15 protein-coding genes are annotated in these 19,261 nt (G+C 70.5%); 10 read left to right on the plus strand and 5 right to left on the minus strand.

The features are described from left to right. Positions 1-72 precede the first annotated feature (72 nt). The 5 genes from OZ403_RS03000 (at position 73) to OZ403_RS03020 (ending at position 8,418) form a co-directional block, all read left to right on the plus strand. Positions 73-1,392: a trypsin-like serine protease gene (locus tag OZ403_RS03000; protein ID WP_140787044.1), complete on the plus strand. Its 1,320-nt coding sequence runs from the start codon at positions 73-75 to the stop codon at positions 1,390-1,392. Between the two features lie 213 nt (positions 1,393-1,605). After that, on the plus strand, positions 1,606-3,786 hold the full coding sequence (locus OZ403_RS03005) for a hypothetical protein (protein ID WP_268783428.1): 2,181 nt from the start codon (positions 1,606-1,608) through the stop codon (positions 3,784-3,786). 111 nt (positions 3,787-3,897) lie between these two features. Beyond that, complete coding sequence (locus OZ403_RS03010; protein WP_268783429.1) at positions 3,898-5,820, plus strand: HEAT repeat domain-containing protein; 1,923 nt, start codon at positions 3,898-3,900, stop codon at positions 5,818-5,820. A 40-nt stretch (positions 5,821-5,860) separates the two neighbouring features. Then, positions 5,861-7,633 (plus strand): hypothetical protein, encoded by a 1,773-nt coding sequence (locus OZ403_RS03015; RefSeq protein ID WP_268783430.1) that lies wholly within the window; start codon positions 5,861-5,863, stop codon positions 7,631-7,633. A 53-nt stretch (positions 7,634-7,686) separates the two neighbouring features. Next, a complete protein-coding gene (locus OZ403_RS03020; protein ID WP_268783431.1) occupies positions 7,687-8,418 on the plus strand; it encodes a hypothetical protein in 732 nt (243 codons plus the stop codon). Positions 8,419-8,475: 57 nt separating this feature from the next. On the opposite strand, the gene OZ403_RS03025 is transcribed toward OZ403_RS03020, so the two are convergent. Next, positions 8,476-9,753 (minus strand): nucleotide disphospho-sugar-binding domain-containing protein, encoded by a 1,278-nt coding sequence (locus OZ403_RS03025; RefSeq protein ID WP_140787051.1) that lies wholly within the window; start codon positions 9,751-9,753, stop codon positions 8,476-8,478. Between OZ403_RS03025 and OZ403_RS03030 the strand changes: the two genes are divergently transcribed. The 5 genes from OZ403_RS03030 (at position 9,752) to OZ403_RS03050 (ending at position 13,980) form a co-directional block, all read left to right on the plus strand. Further along, entirely contained in the window at positions 9,752-9,892 is a 141-nt protein-coding gene (locus OZ403_RS03030; RefSeq protein WP_268783432.1) for a hypothetical protein, read from the plus strand. The genes OZ403_RS03025 and OZ403_RS03030 overlap by 2 nt on opposite strands. A 107-nt stretch (positions 9,893-9,999) precedes the next feature. Further along, positions 10,000-10,671 carry a DUF4142 domain-containing protein gene (locus OZ403_RS03035; RefSeq protein WP_268783433.1) on the plus strand — a complete coding sequence of 224 codons (672 nt, stop codon included), beginning with the start codon at positions 10,000-10,002 and terminating at the stop codon, positions 10,669-10,671. Between the two features lie 67 nt (positions 10,672-10,738). Next, the gene (locus OZ403_RS03040; RefSeq protein ID WP_268783434.1) at positions 10,739-11,692 is read left to right on the plus strand and encodes a hypothetical protein; all 954 of its coding nucleotides are present in this window, start codon (positions 10,739-10,741) and stop codon (positions 11,690-11,692) included. A 21-nt stretch (positions 11,693-11,713) separates the two neighbouring features. Continuing rightward, the gene (locus OZ403_RS03045; RefSeq protein WP_140787052.1) at positions 11,714-12,472 is read left to right on the plus strand and encodes an ATP-binding cassette domain-containing protein; all 759 of its coding nucleotides are present in this window, start codon (positions 11,714-11,716) and stop codon (positions 12,470-12,472) included. Further along, positions 12,469-13,980, plus strand: coding sequence for an ABC transporter permease/substrate-binding protein (locus tag OZ403_RS03050; protein ID WP_268783435.1), 1,512 nt, complete (start codon positions 12,469-12,471; stop codon positions 13,978-13,980). The genes OZ403_RS03045 and OZ403_RS03050 overlap by 4 nt, the downstream gene beginning before the upstream one ends. A gap of 17 nt (positions 13,981-13,997) precedes the next feature. Here the strand turns inward: OZ403_RS03050 and OZ403_RS03055 are convergent, their stop codons facing one another. The 4 genes from OZ403_RS03055 to OZ403_RS03070 form a co-directional block, all read right to left on the minus strand. Then, positions 13,998-14,375, minus strand: a complete 378-nt coding sequence (locus OZ403_RS03055; RefSeq protein ID WP_140797112.1) for a DUSAM domain-containing protein — start codon at positions 14,373-14,375, stop codon at positions 13,998-14,000. Positions 14,376-14,453: 78 nt separating this feature from the next. Next, entirely contained in the window at positions 14,454-14,783 is a 330-nt protein-coding gene (locus OZ403_RS03060) for a hypothetical protein (protein ID WP_237080167.1), read from the minus strand. 56 nt (positions 14,784-14,839) lie between these two features. Continuing rightward, the gene (locus OZ403_RS03065; RefSeq protein WP_140797113.1) at positions 14,840-15,811 is read right to left on the minus strand and encodes a COX15/CtaA family protein; all 972 of its coding nucleotides are present in this window, start codon (positions 15,809-15,811) and stop codon (positions 14,840-14,842) included. A gap of 464 nt (positions 15,812-16,275) precedes the next feature. Further along, positions 16,276-19,209: a sigma-54-dependent transcriptional regulator gene (locus OZ403_RS03070; RefSeq protein WP_268783436.1), complete on the minus strand. Its 2,934-nt coding sequence runs from the start codon at positions 19,207-19,209 to the stop codon at positions 16,276-16,278. Positions 19,210-19,261 lie beyond the last annotated feature (52 nt).

The raw sequence follows: 19,261 nt of genomic DNA on the forward strand, positions 1-19,261 counted from the left end.
GCGTCAGAGCCGGGCGTAGAGTGGTTTTGCCCGCCCTTTCCGGCGGGCCCTCATCGTTAGGAGTGGTCGCCCATGCGCATCACCCGTACCGCCTCTCGCAGAAAGCTGTTCGGCGCGCTGTTGTGTACCCTCTCTGTCGCGGCCTGCGGCCCGGCGCCCGAAGGAGAGCCCTCCGGTGAGAAGTCCCCCGAGATGGGTTCGCAGGAGAATCCCGTTGTCTATGGCACGGACCACCGCACGGACGTCTATGCCTATCCGGCGTCCGCACTGCGGACCCGGGCCGAGAAGTCCACCGTGGCGCTGATGAGTCCGTCGGACTTCAACGCCTCCAATCCCAACAACGTCACCTTCAATGGCAGCACGCTGCAGAGCGCCTACAACCTCTGCTCCACGCAGCGCTTCCTGAATGACCCGACGCCGGCCTTCTGCTCGGGTACGCTCATCGATGATGACCTGGTGCTCACCGCGGGGCACTGCATCACCAGCGCGTCCGCCTGCGCCAACACGCGCTTCGTCTTCAACTTCTACCGCACGTCGGCGACGGCACTGCAGACGGTGACCACGGCCGACATCTTCTCCTGCCAGTCCATCGTCGCGCGTCAGCAGAGCACGGTGAACGGCCGCAACCTGGACTTCGCCGTCGTCCGGCTGGACCGTCCGGCCACGCCGCGCTTCGAGCCGGCGCCCATCCGTCCGGGCAACACCGCCCTGCCGCTGAACACGGGCGTGTCCGTGATTGGTTCCGGCAGCGGCATCCCGTTCAAGATTGACGACGGTGGCTGGGTGCGAGACGCCCGCGCCGGCACGCTGGACTACTTCGTCGCCAACACCGACACCTTCGGTGGCAACTCGGGCTCGGGCGTGTATGAGAACAACGGCGTCACCGTGGCCGGCATCCTGGTCCGGGGCGTGACGGACTACGTCAGCCAGGGCAGCTGCAACGTTGTGAACCAGTGCACCGACACGGGCTGCGGTGGCGAGTCCATCACCTACGTGCGTCCCGCCATCGACGCGTACTGCGCCGTCGCGGGCAGCATGCGCCTGTGCGGCACCACCGAGCCGCCTCCGCCCCCGCCGGTCAAGACCTTCACCTTCAACGTGACCAACACCAACAGCGCGCAGCAGAACACCACCAACGTCAGCGTGACGCTGGCGGCTGGCCAGACGCTGTCCTTCGGCACCTGCTCGCTGCCGCAGGCCGCGGGCACGGGCGACACCTACCTGCGCCTGTTCAACACGGCGACGAACACCCAGGTGGCGGCCAACGACGACTCCTGCAGCCTGCTGTCCTACGTGTCCTTCACGGCGCCCGCGGCGGGCACGTACCAGATGCGCGTCGGCTGCTACTCCAGCGGCAGCTGCAGCGGCACGGTGGCCTACTCCATCCAGTAGCACCGCTTTGACGTGAGGGCGCGGGTGGCCCTGCCGCCACCCGCGCCCGTAGCTTCGCAGACAACACCTCGCATCCCCTTGTTGCCCGCGTGTCCTCGCGTTCCCCGTGGCCTCCCTCTGGAGCGCGGGTGGAGCGCCTCCGGCACGCGCCGTGCTCTGGGCCTCCGCCGGGCCGAGCCCGGAGCCGGTCCCTCAACAAGGACGATGCGTTACATGAATCAGCGGAAACACACGAAACAGCTACGCCGCCAGCTGCGTTGGGCGGGCTTGTCCGCGACGGTGCTGGCCGCGCCCGCGAGCTTCGCGCAGGACTGTCCCAAGCCCACATTGCAGCAGTGCGTGGACGCCGACTACCGCGCCAGCAGCTGCGGCAGCGTCCACGACGCGTATTGCCAGGGGGAAGTGGAGCAGCAGTGGAAGGCCGGTTGGGAGGCTGCTCCCAAGCGCGTGGCGCTGCTGCCCGAGGAGCTGGGTGGCGGGGTGGACACGGTGGCCTACGAGCCTCACGTCCCGAAGCGCACGCGCTTCCAGGGCATGGACCAGAGCATCATGGGGCAGGTGCTCAAGGGGCAGATTCTCTACCGCAAGAACCTGGAGAACCTGACGAAGGACGAGCAGGCCTACCTGTCCCGGATTCGGAGCTGGGAGAAGGACGGCACGCAGGTGACGTCCTGCCAGGAGTTCGTCGACGAGAAATACCTCGGCTTCAGCCGCTTCGAGCGGCAGGCGGGCCGGTACGGCGACGACTACCGCGCCTTCTTCAACGGCGCCTTCGGCAAGGACGGCATCGCGCACCGCGTGCTCTACAGCCGGGACCAGGAGAAGCTGGCGCCCATCTGGGACGGGCAGCGCACGGCGAAGAACGCGTACTTCCGCTTCACGCCCGGCCGTTACCCGAAGGGCACCGACGGCTACGTCTTCAAGTCCGAGGCGGCGAAGCTGGCCAACAACGTGGAGGCGCGCAACTGGGTCGCCCCGTCGGACCATTGGCACCAGGAGCAGGCCGAGCAGTTCAGCCACATCGCGGATGACGTGCTCAACCACTACCAGGTGGAGCAGGAGTCCTTCACCGCGCTGCTGCGTCAGCGCGACGCCGTCTACGCGGAGTGGGAGCAGGCCTCGAAGGTCCTCCGCTCGCGCGACCACCAGACGGTGGAGCTGGACAAGCTGACCGCGGAGCGGCTGTACGGGTTGGACCAGGCCATCGAGGAGTCGCTGGTCAAGGCGCAGAAGGACGGCTGCCTCGACACCCAGGGCCCCACGGTGTGTGACTGGAGCCCCCGCCGCTACAAGACGATGCTGGAGGCCGCCATGGCCCCGCGCCGCGAGGCCGACCTGCAGGCGTGCCTCTTCCTGACCGGCAACGACTTCGGTCTGGAGAGCTTCGTGCGCAACGCGGACAAGCTCAAGGTGAAGGGCCTGGACCGGAAGGACTACACGCTCTCCTCGTCGTTGCTGGCGCAGTACATCGCCATCTACGGCGCCCACATCCACGGGCTGAACGTGCCGACGAACCCGTCCACGGGAGCGGTGCGGCACGGGGGAGAGGCCAGCGACAGTGGCTACGCGGGTGGCGACACCTTCGGTGGTGGCTACGACTACGTGGCCGGTTGGGAGTATGTCCAGCCGGGCTCGGGCCTGAGCAACAAGGCCCTGGGCGCCTGGTGTGACAGCGACGTGCGGCTCTACGGCGAGTTCAACGCCTATGCGAATGTGTTCGGTCCCACCCGGCACGAGATGGCGCACGTGAGCGGCGAGGCTGGCACGGAAGGCAACGGCATCCGCCTCAAGCTGGACGCGCGCGTGCTGGGCACCTCCCTCTACAGCCACGACAAGCACTACCCGCTGCGCGTCACCTTCTATGAGGGCAAGCCCGTCTTCGACAGTGACGTCGCGAAGGCCTCCACGACCTTCGTCGTCGTGTTCGTCCCCGTCACCGTGCAGGGCGGTCTGTCCGCGGAGACGGGCGTGAAGCTGAACATTGGCGGCGCCGTCACCCGCAGCTGCACTGAAGACCTGCTGGGCGTGGACCTGTACGGGACCATCACCCCGTTCGCCTCGGTCAAGGGCTTCGCGTCCGTGGGCATCGGGATTCCGGGCCTCCAGGTGGGCGTGAAGGGCGAGCTGGTCATCGCCCGCGTCAACGTGCCGCTCTACGGCGACATCGGCCTCTACCTGAGCTCGCCCTCGCACCCGACGAACCCGAACACGCTGTTCCTGCGGGCGTCGTCGAAGCTCGACATCGAGCTGCGCTTCCTGGACGGCAGCATCAAGCTCTTCGGTGAGCTGCTCTTCCTGAAGGGCGAGACGACCATCGTGAGCTGGAACGGCTTCGGCAACACCTGGAACATCTACAACGAGTCCAAGTCGCTGCCGCTGGTCCGCGTCTACTAATCCGTCGCACCCCCTGGCTCGTGCCTGACGCGAGCCGGGGGCTCCTCGCCGCCGCGGTGTGCCCATCCGCCGCCGCGGCGCTCCTTCTCCCTCATCTGTCTGGAGTCCTTCATGCGTCGCTCGAGGCTCGCCGTCCGCACGGCCGCGCTGACCACCACCTTGCTGTTCGTGGGCGCGGTGCCCGTCTGGTCCTACTTCCACCACGCCGCGCCGGAAGCCGTGGTGGCCGCCGCGCCCGTGAGCGCCTCCCGGCTGCCGCTCTACCGGTGGACCGTGGGGGAGGAGCGCACGTACCACTTCGTCTGGAACGACCTGCAGCGCGTGGCGCTCCCCGTTCCGCAGCAGGGGGATGCGCCCCAGACGATGGACGGAACGCTGAGCCTGGACGGTGAGCTGACGCTCCAGGCGCTGGAGGTCCGCGCGAATGGCGCGCGCGTGCGGCTGGCGGTGAAGCGACTGGACCGGCACGGCGCGACGCTCTCCGGCCAGGCGCTCTTCCCCGACGCCGCGGCCGTGCAGGCGCACCTGCCCCAGACGGCTTCGGCGTGGCTGGAGCTGGACGCCCGGGGCGCGCTCGTGGCCGTCCGCTTCTCCGACGCGGAGCCTCCCCTGTTCCGCCAGGTCGCGCAGACGCTGGCGGCGGAGTTGTTCCCCACGGAGCTGCGCGACGCCGCCGAGTGGAGCGCCGTCGAGTCCACGCAGACGGGCGAGGTGGAGGCGCGCTTCCAGTTCGACGGAGAGGACGCGCGCCTGACGCGCCGCCGCGCGCGCTATCAGTCCCTGCGCGCCGCCGCCACGGCGCCGTCCTTCCGCCAGACGCTGAGCTCCCTCACGCACTTCGACCGGGACCCGGAGGGCTTCCTGGCCGGGGTGTCCCACGACGAAATCCTGGATGTCACGCACACCGATGGCCGCCCGCTGATGTCGCGACGCGTCCGCCTGCGCCTCGCGTTCTCCACGCGTCAGCAGAAGCCGCTGCCGCCGGCCACGGAGGACAAGTCCATTGTCCTCGCGCCGTCGCAGGTGGCTTTCGAGGGCGACGAGGAGCTGGCGCTGACGACCAGTCAGGCCGACGGCATGACGGTGGACGCGGCGCTCCAGGTGTTGGCGTCCGCCACCGACCCCGGCGCCATTCCCGAGCTGGGCACCTTCGCGCGGCGGGCCATCGCCGCGCTCAAGCTGGAGCCCCACCGGGCCGGTGAGCTGGGGCAGCTGTTCCTCCAGAAGGGCAAGTCTCCCGCGATGCGCGAGCTGATGCTCGACCTGCTGGCCGGCGCGGGGCACGCCGAGGCCCAGGCCACGCTGCGCGAGCTGATTGTCTCCACGGAGGCCCGCGAGCATGCCGGCGCGCATGGGCTGATGGTGCAGCGCGCGGGCTTCCTCCGCGAGCCGGAGCCCGAGACGGGCCGGCTGCTGGCGCGGATGAACACGGAGGCCCGGACCGCCGGTGACGTCGGCGCCGAGCGCGCGTCCGCCTACGCTCTGGGCGCCGTCGTCTCCCGCCTGCCCAAGGGCAGCCCCGAGGTGGCCGAGTTCCTCCGCCCGCTGGAGGACGCCCTGGCACGCGCGGACAACGCCGAGTCGCTGGAGCACTCCCTGCGCGCGCTGGGCAACAGCGGCACGGAGCGCGTCATGGACCTGGCGTCGCCCCACTTGCGTGACGAGGCGCCCGAGGTGCGCTCCGCCGCCGCGGGGGCCCTGCGCACCGCGCCCCAGGAGGCCGCCACGCGCATGCTGCTGGACGCGCTGATGTCCGAGCCAGCGCGTGCCGTGCAAGGCGCGCTGCTGGACGCGCTGAATGCCCGCACCCTGGGCGCACCCGAGCTGGAGCGCCTGAGCGGCTGGGTCGTGGCGGGGCAACTGGCGCCGGGTGCCGAGGCCGCGCTGCTCAACGTCCTCACCCCTCGCATGGACGACAGCGCCGCCGTCCTCCGGATGCTCCAGGCCCTCTCGGTCCGTCCCGACCAGCAGCCCGCCACCCGGGCCCGCGTCATGGCGCTGATGGCCCAGGCCTCGGCCAGCCGCGGCGGCTGAGCCCCTTCGCTTCAACCCACCCACCGCAGTCGAGGTCCTCATGAAACGCAGTCTCAACGGGCTGTTGCCCCTGGCCCTGCTTGGCTTCTTCCTGGCGCAGGCCGCCCACGCGGACGTCGTGGACGACGTGTGGCGCGGCACGAACATCCGGCTCAACGCCGCGCGCATCCGCGTGAAAGGCAATGACTACGCCACCGGCTACTGGCTGCTGCCGAAGGCGGCGAACACGCTGAATCTCAACGTGCCGGCGCGGCAGTTCGGTCTCAACTCGGACCTGGTGCTGCACATGTATGGCTCGCGCTCCGGGAACGTCATCACCTGGACCTTCGATGACACCTTGCCCAGCCGCTACAACCTGGGGGACTCCACCTACGTGACGCGTGTGCGGGGGACGCTGAAGGCCTACGCCCGGCAGGTGCGTGGCGCGGATGACCCCTACTGTGACAGCGCCGCCTGCCCCCACAACGTGGAGCTGACCCTTGCGCCTGGCTCCAGCGCGAAGGTGAGCGGCTACAAGACCTTCATCTTCGACATCGACTTCACGGAGGACGTCCAGGTGAAGCAGTTCGTCGCGTATGGCGGCGTCCCGCGCCCCCGGCTGTCGTCGATGGCGGTTGTCACCCCCAGCAGCCGTTGCCCGTCCTCGGGGCCCAGCGAGCTGTCCGGCGACGTGGTGCTCAGCAGCCCCGCGCCCACCGGCGGCATCCTGGTGGACCTGATGAGCGTGGACGCGAGCGTGGGCGTGCTGCCCGTGCGCGTCCCCGAGGGCCAGCGCTCCGCGCGCTTCACGCTGCGCCTGCCGCCCTACTGGACGGGGCCCACCGTCGTCTACGGCGCGTCGGGCGGCGTCCGGAAGAGCGTGAAGGTGGGCGTGCGCCAGTGCCTGGTGCGTGTCTTCCCCTTCGTGCGCTGGTACCTCATCGATTCGCTCTACGCCCCCGCGCACCTGCTCAACGGTGGGGCGGTGATTGCCCGGTACAAGGAGGCGGAGTCGGACGTCCTGCTGACGGGCAAGGGCGAGACGTACTGGCTGAACGAGGTGCTCGGCGCGCAGCAGGCGCGCGTGGCGGGCGTCAACTCGACGGGGGACATCTTCGGCACGGCATACACCTCCAAGGGCCCCAACGCGTTCCTGCTCCGTTCGGAGGACGTGAAGGCGGGCGCGGAGCAGTGGCTGGAAGGCTGGGAGGCCGTGACGGCCAACGCACACGGCACGCTGTTGGTGCGTGACCCGAACGACGGCAAGAGCATCTACCGCGTGGACGAGGTGGGGCCCGCCAGGCACTCCGGCTTGTCCGAGCTGCTTCCGAGCCGCGTCCTCTTCAACGCGCTGGGGGAGGTGGCGGTGACGCTGGAGACGGAGAAGGGGCTCCGCGCCGCGCGCGTCTACGGCAAGGACGTGAAGGTGCTGCTGGACAACGAGTCCGAGGTCACCGCGCTGAACGACGTGGGGGCGTTCGTGGGCACCGCGCTCGATTCGGACAAGCGCCCCCGTCCTTTCATCTGGTCGCGGCAGGAGGAGGCCCGGTGGCTGCCGATGCCCAAGGGCGCCGTGTCCGCGAAGGCCGTGGCCATCAACGACGGAGGCTGGGTGCTGGGTGCCGCCACCGCCGAGGACGGCAAGACGCAGGTGCCCTTCCTCGCCTCGCCCGACGGGAAGACGGCCACGCGGTTGGATGAGGTGCTGCCGGAGGAGCTGAAGAAGGCCGGCTACCGCGTCCTGAGGGCGCTCGCGCTCGCCGACGACTTCAGCGTGCTGGTGCAGGCCCTGGATGGACAAGGCCAGCGCGTCCACCTGGTGCTGAGCCCGTGAGCCGCATTCCGGCCAGCGCGACTTCCACTCTTCCACAAACAAGGACCTTCCTCGTGAAATCGAACCTTCCCCTTCTTCGGGGGCTGATGATGGTGTTCATGGCCATCCTGGCGGGCTGCGGCGGTTGCCAGAGCAGCTCATCGTCGTGTTCCCCAAGCCAGTATGGAACCAACGGCTGTGCCTGTAGGACTGACTCCGCCAGCTGCAACGCCGGGCTGGTCTGCCGCAGCGGCACGTGTGAGCCGTGTGGCAACGAAGGCGGCGCTTGCTGCGTCAACGCGGGCACCACATCCTGCAGTGGCACGTTGACGTGTGTGATGGAGGCCGCGGGCGAGCGCTGCCGCAACTGCGGCGAAGTGGGCGAGGCGTGCTGCGTCTCGTCGGGGAACAGCCAGTTCTGCCGCGCGAACGCCGTGTGTGTCAGCGGGAGCTGCCAGTCAGTGGCGGCGCACACCTGCGACCCGAATGGCACTGTGTACTCGGTGGGCATCCAGGACACGAACCTGTGCGCCCGGCGCGTGGTGGAGGTCCGCGCGAGCTCGCCCGCGGACGCGCTGCAGTGTGCCAGTGCCAGCGGGATGCTGGCGGCGGATGAGACCGTCTATGAAATCCCCAACACGCCCATCACCGACTACGAGCTGTGCCTGGAGTCGGAGAGCCAGGGCCGGCGCACCACGAGCGTGCAGGCGTTCGAGGACTACAACGCGCTTCGCTGCGCGCGCTGGACGCGGTGTGGCGCCAGCGACCCGTGCACCAGCGTGACGCACGGCGCCTGCACGCCCTGAGGCGAGCGGGGGACGGATGCGGGGCGGAGCGCGCGGAGGGGGACGCTCCGCCCCGTGTCATGTCGGGAGGAGCCGCAGCACCGCCTGGGCCGCGCGCTCGGTGCCGTCCACGCCCTCCAGCGTCGCGGCCAGGGCGCGGGCCCTGGTGGCCACCTCTGGCTGGGACACCTGGGTGAACGCGTGGGCGATGGACGCGGCGCCCAGCGCGGAGGGCAGCACGGCGCGGCCCACGCCAAGCCGCTCGACGCGCCGCGCGTTCGCGAGCTGGTCGCCGCCGAAGGGCACGACGACCATGGGGCGTCCGGCCGCGAGCGATTCCTGCACGGTGTTGTTCCCACCGTGCGTCACCACCAGGTCCACCTTCTGGAGTAGCGGCACTTGAGGCACACGGCGGAACACCTGCGTGCGTGGGCCCGCGCGGGCCTGGAGTCGTTCGAAGCTGGCGCCCGCGCTGACCACCACGTCCACGTCGTGCCGCGCCAGCCCGTCCAGGATGGCGTGGAAGACGTGCGGCTGGGCGTTGAACACCGTGCCCAGTGACACGTAGACGTGCGTGCGGCCGGGCCGGATGGCGGTGAGCGCGGGGTCATCCACGTTCGCGGGCGCGGGCCGGGGCAGGCACGGGCCGGTCATCTCCACCGGGCCGGGCAGCGGCTTGAGGCCGGGCTCCAGCGCCGGGGTCGTCGCCATCAGGTTGAGGTCGTCGGAGATGGGCGCAGCGAGCAGTCCGTTCGTCTTCAAGGGGACGCGCAGGCGCTTCGCGGCACGGGCGACACGCGCATCGAACCAGCGCAGCAGCGCGAGCCCCCGTTGCTCGGCCTGGGTCCATGCGGCATCGCGGGGGGCGTCGTCCTCGAGCCCACTCCCAAAAGGAGCCGCGCCCTCCACGGGGAAGGGAAGGGCGGAGTGATACAGCGCCACATAGGGGCGCCGGGTCCTCCGGGCCGCGAGCAGGGCCGCGGGCATGAGGTAGTCCGCCAGCACGACGTCAGTCCCAGAGGCTTCGATTTCCTCGGCGATGCGCCGTGCATGCCCCTCCATGCCGGTGGTGAACAGCCGGAGCGCCCACCCCAGCTCGTCGAGTCCCCGGGCCCGGGTGATGCGCATGCCGTACCAGAGCGCGGCCGGAGAAGGGCGCAAGGGCACCAGCCTGAGTCCGTCCTGGCGCAGGGCTTCCGGAAGCTGGGAGGCGAAGCGCAGCGGCTCTGGCATCAGGCCGGGAAAGCGCGCCGGCGCCACGACCGTTGCGATGGCCAGGTCGTGGCCGAGTTCACGCAGGCGCCCACCCATGGCGCGCAGTGCGTTGGTGTGACCCGCCGTGGGGTGGGCCGCCATGAGAATCCTCGCCATGGGGCCCAGCGTAGCAGTGCGGGGCCGCCCGCCCGACAGGTACTCCGCCGTGACGCTCGGCGTGGTGCCGCTGTCCGGGCCCGCTGGCGCCAACGTCGTGGTAGCGGCCAGGCGCCAGGACTGAGTCCCGTGTCCACGGGGCCCCACGGGGAGGCCCCGCCGGGCAGGCCATGTTTGCCATAAGCGCCACTCGGGCCCCACCTTCGGACATCGCTTCGTCGGGAGGTGGACATGACTGGAAGGCTTGGCAGAGCAGGCGGCGTGGCGGTCCTGGCGGCCCTGTGGGGCACGGGCCCCCTGGTGGGGCTCACCGCCCGGGCGGAGGCGCCCCAGGCGGGGCAGACGCGGGACGTCCTGTCAGAGCGGGACCTGCTCCTGGGACAGCTCGCCCTCTTCGACGCGAAGACCATCGCGGCGGGCAACCTGGCGTTGGAGAAGTCGACCAACCCGCAGGTGCGGCAGTTCGCGTTGCGGCTGGTGGAGGACCATCGCCGGCACCTGCAGGACTTGAAGGCGTGGGGAAGCTCGCCGTCCATGGACATGGTGGTGGCGGACCTCACGCAGCCCCGGAACACGGCGGGGATTGGCGGCTCGGGGAGCAAGGACGGGGGCCTCATCCCGGGACCGAGTCTGCCCATGCAGCGCGCGGACGCCCGCCTGGAGCAGGCCGTGGCGTATGCCCAGCAGCACCTGGACGTGCTCCGCAAGGCGCAGGGCCGGGACTTCGACGAGGCCTTCCTGAAGCGCGTCATCAAGGACCAGGAGGACGGCCTGCGGCTCGTGAAGCAGGCACAGGCGACGTACAAGAACGATGGGGCGTTCACCCTCATGCTCGACAGGACGGGGAACCTCGCGGACCGTCATCTGCAGCGGGCTCAAGGGCTGAAAGAGTCATTCGAGTGAACGCGCCATCCATTCGCCCGGCCTGCCGGGTTGACGTGACGAAGAGGGGGCGCCTAACTCCGGCGTCATGAGGACCGCCGCGAGGCTGCTGTGGGTGTACCTGGCCGGGGCCCTGTGCTCGTGCGCCGCGCCCGCGCCTCGTGTGTCGCCCGTGGCCCCCGAGGGCGCGACGCCCGTGGGCCCCTTCCTTCCCGAAGCCCGCGCCTTGTTCGAGGGGTGCACGCTGGTGCCGGACCGGGCCGACTCACGGCTGTACCGCTGTGACGGCGTGACGGTGTGGCTGACCGAGCGGGAGGACCTGACGCCCGAGCAGGCATTGACGGAGGCCCAGGCTCGAATCACCGAACGGCTGGGGCCCGGTGCCACGGTGGTGGAGGAAGCGCTGCCGCTGGCGGGAAGTCCGTGGCCCTCGGTCCGGGTCGAGGCGTGCGAGGCGGAGGACTGTCGCGCCGCCGGGTATGCATCCGCTGTCACTGGGACACTGGGGCGGGTGCGGCAGGTCGGGTGCGTGGTCCGGGCGCCCGTGCGGCCTCTGCTGGCGCGCTGCCTGGAGTTGCTCGAGTCCCTCGCCTCGAATGGCAGCCCCGAGGGCGAGACGCTGGGACGCGAGGCGCTGCTCGTTCCGCCGCGCCTGCCGTGGCGGGCCCTGGCCGTGCCGGACGGATGTCAGCTCGCCGCGTCCACGGCGCGCGCGGGACGCATCCGCTGTGAGGGGGCATCGCTGTTGTGGAGCCTCTATCAACCGGCACGGTCCGAGGTGACGGAGCGCTGGCGCTCGCAGAGCGTGGCGGAGCTGGTGGACGCGCTGCCGGGAGCGGGGCCCGTCGAGGATGTGCCCTGCCGGCTGGAGAACCTGGACACGCGATGCGCGCGCTTCACGGTGCCTTCTCCCGAGGGGCCGCTGCTCGTGTGGGCCGCGGCCGTGACGTGGGAGGACCGGGCGCTCTTCGCCGCGTGCAGCCACCGGGCCTCCGAGCCTCCATATCCCGCCGTCTGCAATGGCGCGTTCACCCTGCCTTGATGCTGCGAAGGACGGCACCCCGTGTACGAGCTTCAGGACGTCTCCAAATGCTACGGGGCCACGCAGGCCTTGCATCCGCTCAGCTTGAGCCTGCCGACAGGACGCACCACCGTGCTGCTGGGGCCGAGCGGCTGTGGCAAGTCCACGCTGCTGCGCCTGCTCAACGGGTTGTTGCCGTGTGACACCGGGCGCGTCCTCTTCGATGGCAAGCCTCTGCCCACGGGAGGCGAGGCGCTGCTCGCGGTGCGCCATCGCGTGGGGTACGCGCTCCAGGGTGGCGGCCTCTTTCCGCATCTCACGGGCGAGGAGAACGTCACCCTCATGGCGAGCCACCTGCGCTGGCCCGCGGCGAAGACGCGCGAGCGGCTGGATGCATTGGTGGAGTTGACGCGCTTTCCCACGGACGCGCTGGCGCGCTATCCCTCGCAGCTCTCCGGTGGCCAGCGTCAGCGGGTGGCGCTGATGCGCGCGTTGATGTTGGACCCGGACGTGTTGCTGCTGGACGAGCCACTGGGCGCGTTGGACCCCCTGGTCCGTCACGAGCTGCAAGGTGACCTGCGCGGCATCTTCGCCCGGCTGCGCAAGACGGTGGTGCTGGTGACGCATGACCTGGCGGAGGCGGGCTTCCTGGGGGACAGCATCCTGCTCATGCGAGAGGGACGCGTGGTGCAGCAGGGGCGGCTCGCGGATTTGGAGGCGCGGCCGACGGATGACTTCGTCACCCGGTTCATCCAGGCGCAGCGGCCGCTGCCTGGTGGTGGGCCGGGAGGCGAGGCGTGAGGGGGTGGCTCCTGGTGTTGCTGCTCGTGGGGGCGTGTGGCGGGGCGTCCTCGTCTGGGGACGGCGCGCCCCAGGTGCGCGTGGGCTCCAAGAAGTTCACCGAGTCCGTCATCTTGGGAGAAGCGGTGACGCAGCTCGCGCGGAGCACCGGTGCGCGTGTCACGCACCGGCGGGAGCTGGGCGGTACCACCGTGCTCTGGGAGGCGCTGCGCCGGGGCGAGCTCGACGTGTATCCCGAGTACACGGGTACGCTGCGACAAGAGCTGCTGTCCGGCCGCCACCTGCCGGATGACGCGGCGCTACGGGCGGCCCTGGCCGAGGCCGGGCTGCGGATGAGCGAGCCGCTGGGCTTCAACAACACGTATGCCCTGGGCATGAAGGAAGCGGAGGCCGAGCGGCTGGGCATCCGCCGCATCTCCGATTTGCGCGCCCATCCCTCGCTGCGTTTGGGTTTCAGCAACGAGTTCATGGACCGCGCGGACGGCTGGCCCGCCTTGCGGGACAGCTACCGGTTGCCGCAGCGGGACGTGCGCGGGCTGGACCATGATTTGGCGTACCGGGGCATGGAGAGCGGGTCGCTCCAGCTCACGGACCTGTACTCCACCGATGCGGAGATTCAGGCCTACGGGCTGCGCGTGCTGGAGGACGACCTGCACCACTTCCCCGCGTATGACGCCGTGCTGCTGTATCGCGACGACCTGGAGGCGCGGGCGCCCGAGGCACTGGCCGCGATGCTTCGTCTGGAGGGCCGCGTGTCCGAGGAGGACATGGTGAAGCTCAACGCGCAGGCCCGGCTGGAGCGCGTGTCGGAGGGCCGTGTGGCCTCGGGCTTCCTCGCCACGGCGCTGGGGGTCACTTCGGAAGTGCGTGGGGACGGGCTGGTCTCTCGCGTGTGGAAGCGGACGCGTGAGCACCTGTTCCTGGTGGGGGTGTCGCTGCTGGCGGCGATGGCGCTCGCGGTGCCCTTGGGTGTGTTGGCCGCGCGGCGGCCTCGGCTGGGGCGCGGTGTGCTGGGGCTGACAGGTGTCATCCAGACGGTGCCGTCGCTGGCGCTGCTGGTGGTTATGATTCCGCTGCTGGGAATCGGTTCACGTCCGGCGATTGCCGCGTTGTTTCTCTACAGCCTGTTGCCCATTGTCCGGAACACAGCGGCGGGGTTGGCCGGAATCCCACCCGAGGTTCGCGAGTCCGCGGAGGCATTGGGACTGCCCGCACGGGCGCGGCTGTGGCGCATCGAATTGCCCATGGCGGCGCCGTCCATCCTCGCGGGCATCCAGACGGCCGCGGTCATCAACGTGGGCACCGCCACGCTGGGTGCGCTGGTGGGGGCAGGGGGCTACGGCCAGCCGATTCTCACGGGCATCCGGTTGGATGACGTGCGGCTCATCCTGGAGGGAGCGATTCCCGCCGCCGCGCTGGCACTGGTCGCCAGTGGCCTGTTCGACGTCGTGGAGCGTGTGGTGGTGCCCCGGGGGCTGCGGCTGGGCGCGGCGGCGCGTCCACGTTGAGACCTGGGCGGTTGTCGTCAGGGCTCGTCGAGGGCGTCGAGCTGGACCTGGGCGAGCTCTCGATAGAACGGGACGACTTCAACGGCGAGTAACTCCATGAGCGCCGCGCGCGCCCCGTCCGTGTCGCCCGCTTCCTGCCGTCTGTTCGCTTCAGTCAGCGCTCGTGACAGTCGCCAGGAGCCTTCACGGATTCGCTTTGCGACTTCTCTGAGCAGCTCAGTGGCGCTCGCGTTGCCTTGGAGCGCCAGGGCGACGGTGTCGGACGCGATGGCCACGTCGGATGCGGTGTCACGCAGGAGTGCCCGGATTTCGTCCGTGAGCGCGAGCGGTTCGCCCAAGTCGTTGACGCGGCGGTTGAGCTCCCGGATGGCGTGCCAGGTGCGATGTTCCGGCATCGGAGGCCTCTAGCGCTTTCTGCGGCTGCAGTCTTCATAGGGCCACTGCCGTTGCCCTTCGCAGTACCGGAAACAGGCCTAGCAGTCGCCGTCCCATGTCGGCTTCTTTTGATCCCGACACAGGACGTATGTGTTCAGGCAGTGTTCACGCCAACCGTCGTCGGCGTCGTCTCCTTGATCCATGGTGCTGGTTGGGTTCATGGCTGCATCCAAGGCTCCGATGTAAACGGCCACGCCTGGGTTGCGCATGATGCAGCACGATACGCTGTCGGAGCAGGACGCCAGGGCATAGGCGTTGCTGTGGTCCATGTCGCGGCGGGTGCCGCTGACAGTGGCACTGCTGGAACATCCCAACGCCAAGGCCAAGAAGGCGCACGCCATGAAAGTGGCGATGTTCGGTTTTCGCACGGCACGCAGCCTAGCCGCGGCATGTTCTTCCGGCCCCTCGAACGGGAGCGGTTCGCTCAGACCGGCTCGGCGCTCGAAGCGGGCGAGGCTTCCGTCACGACCCTGGGCGCATCCGCGGCCAGGCCCGCCGCGCACAGCACCACCACCGCCATCCACACGAAGTCCGCCAGCAGCAGGTGCACCAGCTGCATCCACACCGGCGCCAGCAGCAGCAGATTGGTGACGCCCGCGCCCAACTGCACCGCGTAGAGCACGGTGATGGCGGACGCCGCGCGCCGCACGTCCTCCGATGGCCGTGCCCGCGCCACCCACCGTGACGCCAGCACCAGGAACGCGCCCACGCTCACCGCCAGCAGCGGGTGCAGCACCCGCAGCTTGATGAGGATGTGTGCCGTCTCCGAAATATCCTGGCGCAAACCCTCCGCCAGCGTCGTGGACGGGAACAGGGTGTCCCCCAGCGCCGCGATGGCGCCACTCACGCCCAGCACCAGCAGCCCCAGGATGCTCAGGCCCATCAGCGCGCCCGGCAGCCCCTGTCCCCGCAGGCTCAGGGGGGCGCGTCCCCGGGAGAACCAGATGACCAGCGTCTGCGCACCCACCAGCAGGAAGGTGTTCACCAGGTGCACGCCCATCCACAGGGCCCGGCCCACGGAGGCGTTGTCCGCCACGTACTTCAGCAGCACGATGCCCGCGCCGACGAGCGCCTCCGTCATCATGAAGAACAGGGCCCAGGCCGCCGCGCTCCGCACCGGGTGGCCCTTGGCGTGCCCCTTCCGGGCCCAGACGTAGAGCGCCACCGCCAGAATCATCGCCAGGCCGCTCGTCAGCCGGTGCGTGTATTCGATGAGCGTCTGGACGCTGGGGGCCCGGGGGATGACCTCGCCATTGCACACCGGCCAGTGGTCTCCACAGCCGGCACCCGAGCCCGTGGCGCGCACGAACGCACCCCACAGAATCACGACCAGCGTGAAGGCAAGCACCCCCAGGCTGAAGGCCTGGAACCGGCGGGACGAGGCAGCGTGGGTCATCACGCTCCCCCTTAACCCACTTCCACCCCCCGCCGCTGTCCCACACGTCGCTTGGACGCTCACCCCGGCCATCAGCGCGGCTGCTCGGCTGTCGGGCCGGCTGGGCATCCAGTGTATCCGGAATGATTCAGATGGATGCTGCCCTGCATCCATTGGATATGCCCGCCCCCTGTCCGGGCGCGCGGATGATTTCCATTTGAGTCAATCACCCTCCCGGGCATTGGCACGCCGGGTGCTTAACACCCCCCCAGTGCATCCGGTGCCGCGGTGGGCGCCGGAGGCACACATCTTTCGCATGAGGCCGCTTCGGTGGCCTCGGCACCCCGGGTTGGAGTTTCCCCCCTCTCCGACCCGTGGGTGTGTTCTTCCAGAGACGTGGACGCACGCATCTCTGGAGTCGCTTCCCACAGGGGTGTGGGGAAACAGGGTGGAGCGCATCGCGGGCTGAGGCCACTCCTCTGGCTTCAGCCCGCGATGCGCATCTGCTCCGCGCCCAGCACCGCGGGGAACGGCCCGTAGGCCATCGACCGCTCAATCACGTTCCGCAACTCGCGCACGTTGCCGGGCCACGGGTGTGACATCAGCGCGGCGATGGCATCTGGCCCCAGTTGCGGCGGCTCCATGCCCTCGGGCGTGAGCTGCCGGACGAAGTGCCGGGCCAGCGCCACCACGTCCTCGCGCCGCTCGCGCAGCGGGGGCACGCGCACCGGCACCACCTGGAGGCGGTAGTAGAGGTCCTCGCGGAAGCGGCCCTCCCGCACCAGCTGGCCCAAATCCCGGTGCGTGGCCGCCACCACCCGGACGTCCACCTCCACCGGTCGCATCTCCCCCAGCGGGAAGACTTCGCCGTTCTCCAGGAAGCGCAGCAGCTTGGGCTGCACCTCCAGGGGGAGCTCGCCAATCTCGTCCAGGAAGAGGGTGCCGCCGTGCGCGGCGCGGATGACGCCCGGATGGTCCGTGGCCGCGCCGGTGTACGCGCCGCGCCGGTAGCCGAAGAGCTGCCCTTCGAAGAGGTCCCGGGGCACCGCGGCGCAGTTGAAGGCCACGTAGGGCCGCTGCGAGCGCGCGGACAAGGCGTGCAGCGCCCGCGCCACCACCTCCTTGCCGGAGCCGGACTCGCCGGTGACGATGACGGTGGCGCGGCTGGAGGACAGGCTCGCCAGCTCCGAGCGCAGCCGCCGCATGGCGGATGAGGCGGCGATGAAGCCCGGCACGTCCGTATCCCGCACGTCCGTGTCGTCACTGGCCAGCGCGGGCACGTCCACCTGGGCGAAGCCTCGCAGGGTGGCGACCTCCATCGCGAAGCCGCCCAGCCGGGACAGCGCCGTCAGCAGCGCGCGGCCGTCCGGGGGCAGGTGGCCCGCGACGCCCAGGCGGAGTCGCCGGCCACAGCCGTCCCCGAACTCCACGGCCTCGGTGGCGGGCACGGAGGTGTTGCCGCCCAGCGGCGTGGCCCGGCCCTGCGAGTCCAGCTCCTCCAGCCGGGGCGCGCAGTGGGGGAAGAGTCCCTCCACCACGGCCAGCAGCTCGCGCTGGATGAGGGGCGCGCCCATGCCGCGCACCGACAGCCGCTCGAAGGGCACCACCAGGGCCTCCGCGCCCAGGCGGGGAGCGCCCTCGGCTTCGCGGGCGGTGGCGTGGGGCTCGCGGGCGACGTAGTGCACGAAGTGCTGCGGGTGCACCACCATGCCCACGCGGCGCAGCTCCGCCTCGCTGGCGGCCAGCAGCTCGCCGGCGGCGGGGTCGCCCTCCATCCGCGCCAGCAGCGCCAGCAGGTGGCGCGTGTAGACGGCCATGCACAGGTCGCCGGTGAGGCTGAAGGTGCCCAGCGCGGCCTCCAGCAGCGACCGGGCCTCGGCGGTGCGCCCGTCCAGGACGTGCAGCAAGGCCTCGAAGCGGTGGAGCAGGGCGGAGTGCCACGCGGACGGCATGCGCTCCAGGAAGGCGCGCGCCCGCCGCAGCAGCACCAGGCCCTCGTCGCGCTGGCATGCGTAGACGCGCGCATACGTCTCGTACAGCAGGCATTCGCGGCGCAGGTAGGGCCAGCCACCCAGCTCCATGGTGCGCTGTCCGGCCGCGGCGAAGCCCTCCGCCGCGCGCTGCGCGTTGCCCTCGGCGAGGTCGGCCAGCGACTCCGCGAACTGGGCATAGGCCCCGGTGAGGGCCCGCTGGATGGTGCCGTCGTAGGCCGTCAGGTGCCGCGACAGCTTGCGCAGGCCCGGGTACCGGCCACTGAGCAGGTACAGCCGCGCGCGCGTCACCGTCAGGTACAGCGGCGTCCAGCGCAGCTCCTCCACCACCGCGTCCGCTTCATCCAGCACGGCCTCGGCTTCCGCGAAGCGCGCCAGCCGCAGCAGGGCCTCGGCCTCCGCGCGCGCGGCGAAGATGAAGGAGAAGCCGCGGACCATGCGCCCGCCATAGGCGGCCTCCCGCGCGCGGCGCACCATCTGGAGCGCCTCGGATGGCTCGCAGGCCTCGTCCAGCCGGCGCTGGGCCAGGAAGGCCAGGTTGCGCGCCTCCAGGAAGGCGTACCCCATCCGCGCCGCGCCCTGCGCCACTTCGCGGAAGCGGCGCGTGGCCAGGGTGGCCTCACCGCGCAGGGCCGCCTCGTGGGCGCAGGCGTCCTCGGCGAGCAGTCGCAGGGCCGGGTCCTTCACCCCCACGAGCGCATCCTCCAGTCGTCCGGACCCGTGGGTGATGCGCTCCGCCTCGCCCAGGTAGAAGCCGCAGGCGACCTCGGCCATGCGCAGCTGGCAGCGCACCTCCGGGTCGTCGTGGTTGGCCAGCAGCGCCTCCGCGCGCGCCACGTAAGCGGCGGACTTGTTCGCGTCGAACAGCTTCCCGTCCGGTGACGCGTAGAGGTTGGCCGCCATGGCGAGCACGCGCAGCTCCACCTCTTCGGGAAGGATGCCGGCGTCCGCGAACGCCAGGTGGGGCAGCAGCGTGGTGAAGGCACCCCGGCTGTCCTCGCGGCCCCAGCGCTGGAGATAGGCCAGTCCCACCGCGGCCATGGCCCGCGCGCCCGGAGTGCGCAGCAGGCCCGAGGCCAGCAGTGACAGCAGTTCCTCTTCGGCGGCTCGCCACTCGGCCCGCGTCAGGTGGGTGACGCTGGGGAGGATGCGAGACAGCTCCTCGGGATGCAGCTCCTGCCGCCGGGACGCGGAGACGACGGGCGTGGGGGCCCCTCCTCGCGCGGCGAACTGGCGGAGCGCCACGGCCACGCGGCCTCGCGGACGGCGGGCCTGGGGGGCTTCGCTCGGCAGCTCCCAGCGGTAGACGGTGAGAGGGGTGACGCCCAGCAGGCGAGCAAACGCCGCGCGGCTCTGCTCACCTCGCAGGGCGCGGATGGTCTCGGGTTCCCACCCGGCGCTCTCCCCCTTCTCCTCCGGTAACTCCACGGCACCTGCCCCCTTTTTCGCCCCCCGCCAGGGCACATTCTCTACGGAGTTT

Origin of the sequence: Myxococcus sp. NMCA1 (assembly GCF_026810205.1) — a bacterium.
Classification (GTDB): domain Bacteria; phylum Myxococcota; class Myxococcia; order Myxococcales; family Myxococcaceae; genus Myxococcus; species Myxococcus xanthus_A.

Bases quoted from the DNA above. Each gene is read 5' to 3' on its own strand.
- OZ403_RS03000 (WP_140787044.1), top strand. From the start codon at position 73: ATGCGCATCACCCGTACCGCCTCTCGCAGAAAGCTGTTCGGCGCGCTG.
- OZ403_RS03005 (WP_268783428.1), top strand. From the start codon at position 1,606: ATGAATCAGCGGAAACACACGAAACAGCTACGCCGCCAGCTGCGTTGG.
- OZ403_RS03010 (WP_268783429.1), top strand. From the start codon at position 3,898: ATGCGTCGCTCGAGGCTCGCCGTCCGCACGGCCGCGCTGACCACCACC.
- OZ403_RS03015 (WP_268783430.1), top strand. From the start codon at position 5,861: ATGAAACGCAGTCTCAACGGGCTGTTGCCCCTGGCCCTGCTTGGCTTC.
- OZ403_RS03030 (WP_268783432.1), top strand. From the start codon at position 9,752: ATGAGAATCCTCGCCATGGGGCCCAGCGTAGCAGTGCGGGGCCGCCCG.
- OZ403_RS03025 (WP_140787051.1), bottom strand. From the start codon at position 9,753: ATGGCGGCCCACCCCACGGCGGGTCACACCAACGCACTGCGCGCCATG.
- OZ403_RS03035 (WP_268783433.1), top strand. From the start codon at position 10,000: ATGACTGGAAGGCTTGGCAGAGCAGGCGGCGTGGCGGTCCTGGCGGCC.
- OZ403_RS03040 (WP_268783434.1), top strand. From the start codon at position 10,739: ATGAGGACCGCCGCGAGGCTGCTGTGGGTGTACCTGGCCGGGGCCCTG.
- OZ403_RS03055 (WP_140797112.1), bottom strand. From the start codon at position 14,375: ATGCCGGAACATCGCACCTGGCACGCCATCCGGGAGCTCAACCGCCGC.
- OZ403_RS03065 (WP_140797113.1), bottom strand. From the start codon at position 15,811: ATGACCCACGCTGCCTCGTCCCGCCGGTTCCAGGCCTTCAGCCTGGGG.